We start from the raw sequence: 2524 nt of genomic DNA, 5'->3' as shown, positions 1-2524 counted from the left end.
TTCACCGCTCGAATTCGAAGCCCGTTATGCGCAAACCCGGATGCCATCGCCGCGCGGGTTGCCCACCGGCGGGCAGCGTCGTGGTCGTGACAGGCGACCCGCCGCCCGCCCATGGACAACCCGCGATTCAACCTTATCGGGAGGTGCCACTCCGCATTAAACTCAACTGCAAATCTATCCGTCGAACCGGGTCACCCTCAAGGTGGGCGGCATCGGTGAAGTCGCCACTGTACTTGAGTCCCTCGTACTGCCTGATTGCTGCCGGGTTCGCCAGATGTACACGGTAGCCATCGTTCATCAGCTGATCCACGAGCCAGTACCAGTTGAACGTCGCTTCGATGACCAGCCCTACCAGATTTTCGCGATGCGGCGCCAGTGCCACCCGGATCTGTACCGGATCGTTCGGTAACCGCCGCTGGTAGACGATCCCGTCGGGTTCATCGCTCACCACGACCACACTGTTGTTCGAGTGCAGGTCGATTTCACTAAACCTGTTCATGCCGCCCTCCTGTGCGTCAGGTCGCTGTCCGCACTGCGACTCTACGCCAGCCGTCCTATCGGAACGATGGCAGGCCGGCCATATTGATTATCAGAACCACCCTCAGTCGACGGATACCGCGCAGACTTTCTGGCCTCGCCAGTTTAGTGAGAGTTGGAGGCTAGTCTTGTGGAACCGAGAATAATGTTGCGAGTGAAAAAATATAATTCATTAATTATTTTATATAAATAATTTTCTGATATAGAAGATTCGCGCAAATTGACGCGAATGCCGGGAATTATGTATCGAAATTATGGGCGGTGTTATTGACTGAAATCATTGGGAGGAATAGATTCAATCCTGCCCTTCAACGTGGCGGTTTGATATTGGATGTAGATCCGCCACGAATTTGTGACATTTGAAAGCCGCTTTGCGTTAGACGCGTTCGCGAGAGCAAAAAATGTGCGGGTAACAAAAAAGCAGGAAGCGATTAGGCACGAAGGTTCCAAAAGGCGTTCGCAGCGGTCAACGTCTGGCGTTGCGGGTCAAATATTAAGTTGGAGCTGACGTTAAGCAGTGTCCGAATGAAGCGTATCGCTCCCGCCTGGGTGGAGTTTGCTTATATAAGGTCTTCCCATTGCCGGGCACCGATCTCGATAGCGTGGAAAAAGGGAATCCAGATGAAATTACTGCATATTAATGCGTCGGCTCGTGGGGTGAATAGCGAATCTTTGACGATTTCCAACATTTTTATCGCGGAGCTGAGGAACCGTATCGAATTGAATCTCGATACTTTCAATCTGTTCGACGATGATCTACCCGAATTTGGCGCGCTTGCGGCCGCTGCAAAAATGTCGATTTTTTGGGGCACCGAGCCTAGTACTGAAGAAAGGCTCGCGTGGGAAAGGATAAGACAGGTGTTTGATCGGTTTGCTTCCGCTGACGCGTACGTTTTCAACGTCCCCCTGTGGAACAACGGACTACCGTACAAGCTTAAACAATTTATTGATGTCGTCACTCAACCGGGATGGGCGTTTGGATTTCATGCTGAGAAAGGATATTCGGGCCTGATTATTGGGAAAAAATCACTCGTTGTACATGCAAGTGGCGTTTATTATGAGGGAATAGCGCCAGAATTTGGGTCAGACTTCTCGACACCCTACATCGCTGACTGGCTCCGCTTTATAGGGATTCAATCTATCGACCAAATCCATGTTGCACCGACGGTTTTGAATGCCGACTTCGCGAAGACGAAAGCGGAAGCTGAGGTGCGAGCTCAAGACTTGGCTCAGGAGTGGTCTCAGACGTAGGCGATTTGTTCAGACGCGGCGCCGCCAGGGCCGGGCCTTGATGCCACATGGCACGATGGCCAATACGGGCAAGACGCCGCGCAACACATACCGCCCGGGATCGCAAAGGTACTGAAGCGGCTGCACTACCCGCTGGACGTGATCCTGATGTGTGTGCGGTGGTACGTGGCTTACTCGCTAAGCTTTCGCAATCTCGCAGAGATGATGGCTGAGCGCAGTGTTCGGGTTGACCATTCGAGCGTGCATCGCTGGGTCATCAAACTCGTCCCGCTGTTCGAGAAAGCCTTTCGCAAGCACAAACGTCCGGTCGGCGAGAGCTGGAAGATGGATGAGCGCTACATCAGGGTCAGTGGTGAGTGGAAGTATCTGTATCGGGCAGTCGACAAGGCTGGCATAACCGGCGTTAATGGAATGGACGCCCCCGGCTTGTCAAGCGATGTAACCAGTAATGTGCAGGAGGTCGAGATTGCAGCCATGTATCCGGACTCGATGTCAGGCTCATGCCTGCCGTCCCTGATGCAATCCGCTGGTTGACGCCTCATTAACGCCGCGAGCCTTGTGCTCGTGTTGCATATCAGGCTTCTGCCAACCACGGTCTGACCGTCTTGCCATCACTGTTTGATCGCCCGGGCAATCGGTTCTCTGGAGAATTATCGGTGTGTTGCGATTCCTGAATTCATGCCTGCACTGTCGATCTTGCTGCGGTGGGCACATGCTCAGGGTCGAAGTCCGGTTG

2 protein-coding genes and 1 pseudogene are annotated in these 2524 nt (G+C 53.2%); 2 read left to right on the top strand and 1 reads right to left on the bottom strand.

Translation table 11 applies throughout. The features are described 5' to 3' along the window. Positions 1–133: 133 nt before the first annotated feature. Positions 134–499: a hypothetical protein gene (locus HV796_RS41585; protein WP_246356384.1), complete on the bottom strand. Its 366-nt coding sequence runs from the start codon at positions 497–499 to the stop codon at positions 134–136. Positions 500–1062: 563 nt separating this feature from the next. Here HV796_RS41585 and HV796_RS41580 point away from each other — a divergent pair. After that, complete coding sequence (locus tag HV796_RS41580; protein WP_246356383.1) at positions 1063–1788, top strand: FMN-dependent NADH-azoreductase; 726 nt, start codon at positions 1063–1065, stop codon at positions 1786–1788. A 55-nt stretch (positions 1789–1843) separates the two neighbouring features. After that, positions 1844–2187, top strand: a pseudogene (locus tag HV796_RS41575) (IS6 family transposase); the annotation flags it as partial. Between the last annotated feature and the right edge of the window lie 337 nt (positions 2188–2524).

This window comes from Paraburkholderia humisilvae (assembly GCF_902859855.1).
Taxonomy (GTDB): Bacteria; Pseudomonadota; Gammaproteobacteria; order Burkholderiales; family Burkholderiaceae; genus Paraburkholderia; species Paraburkholderia humisilvae.
The sequence above is the reverse complement of the archived record's forward strand: the minus strand, read 5'-3'. Positions and strand labels throughout refer to the sequence as shown.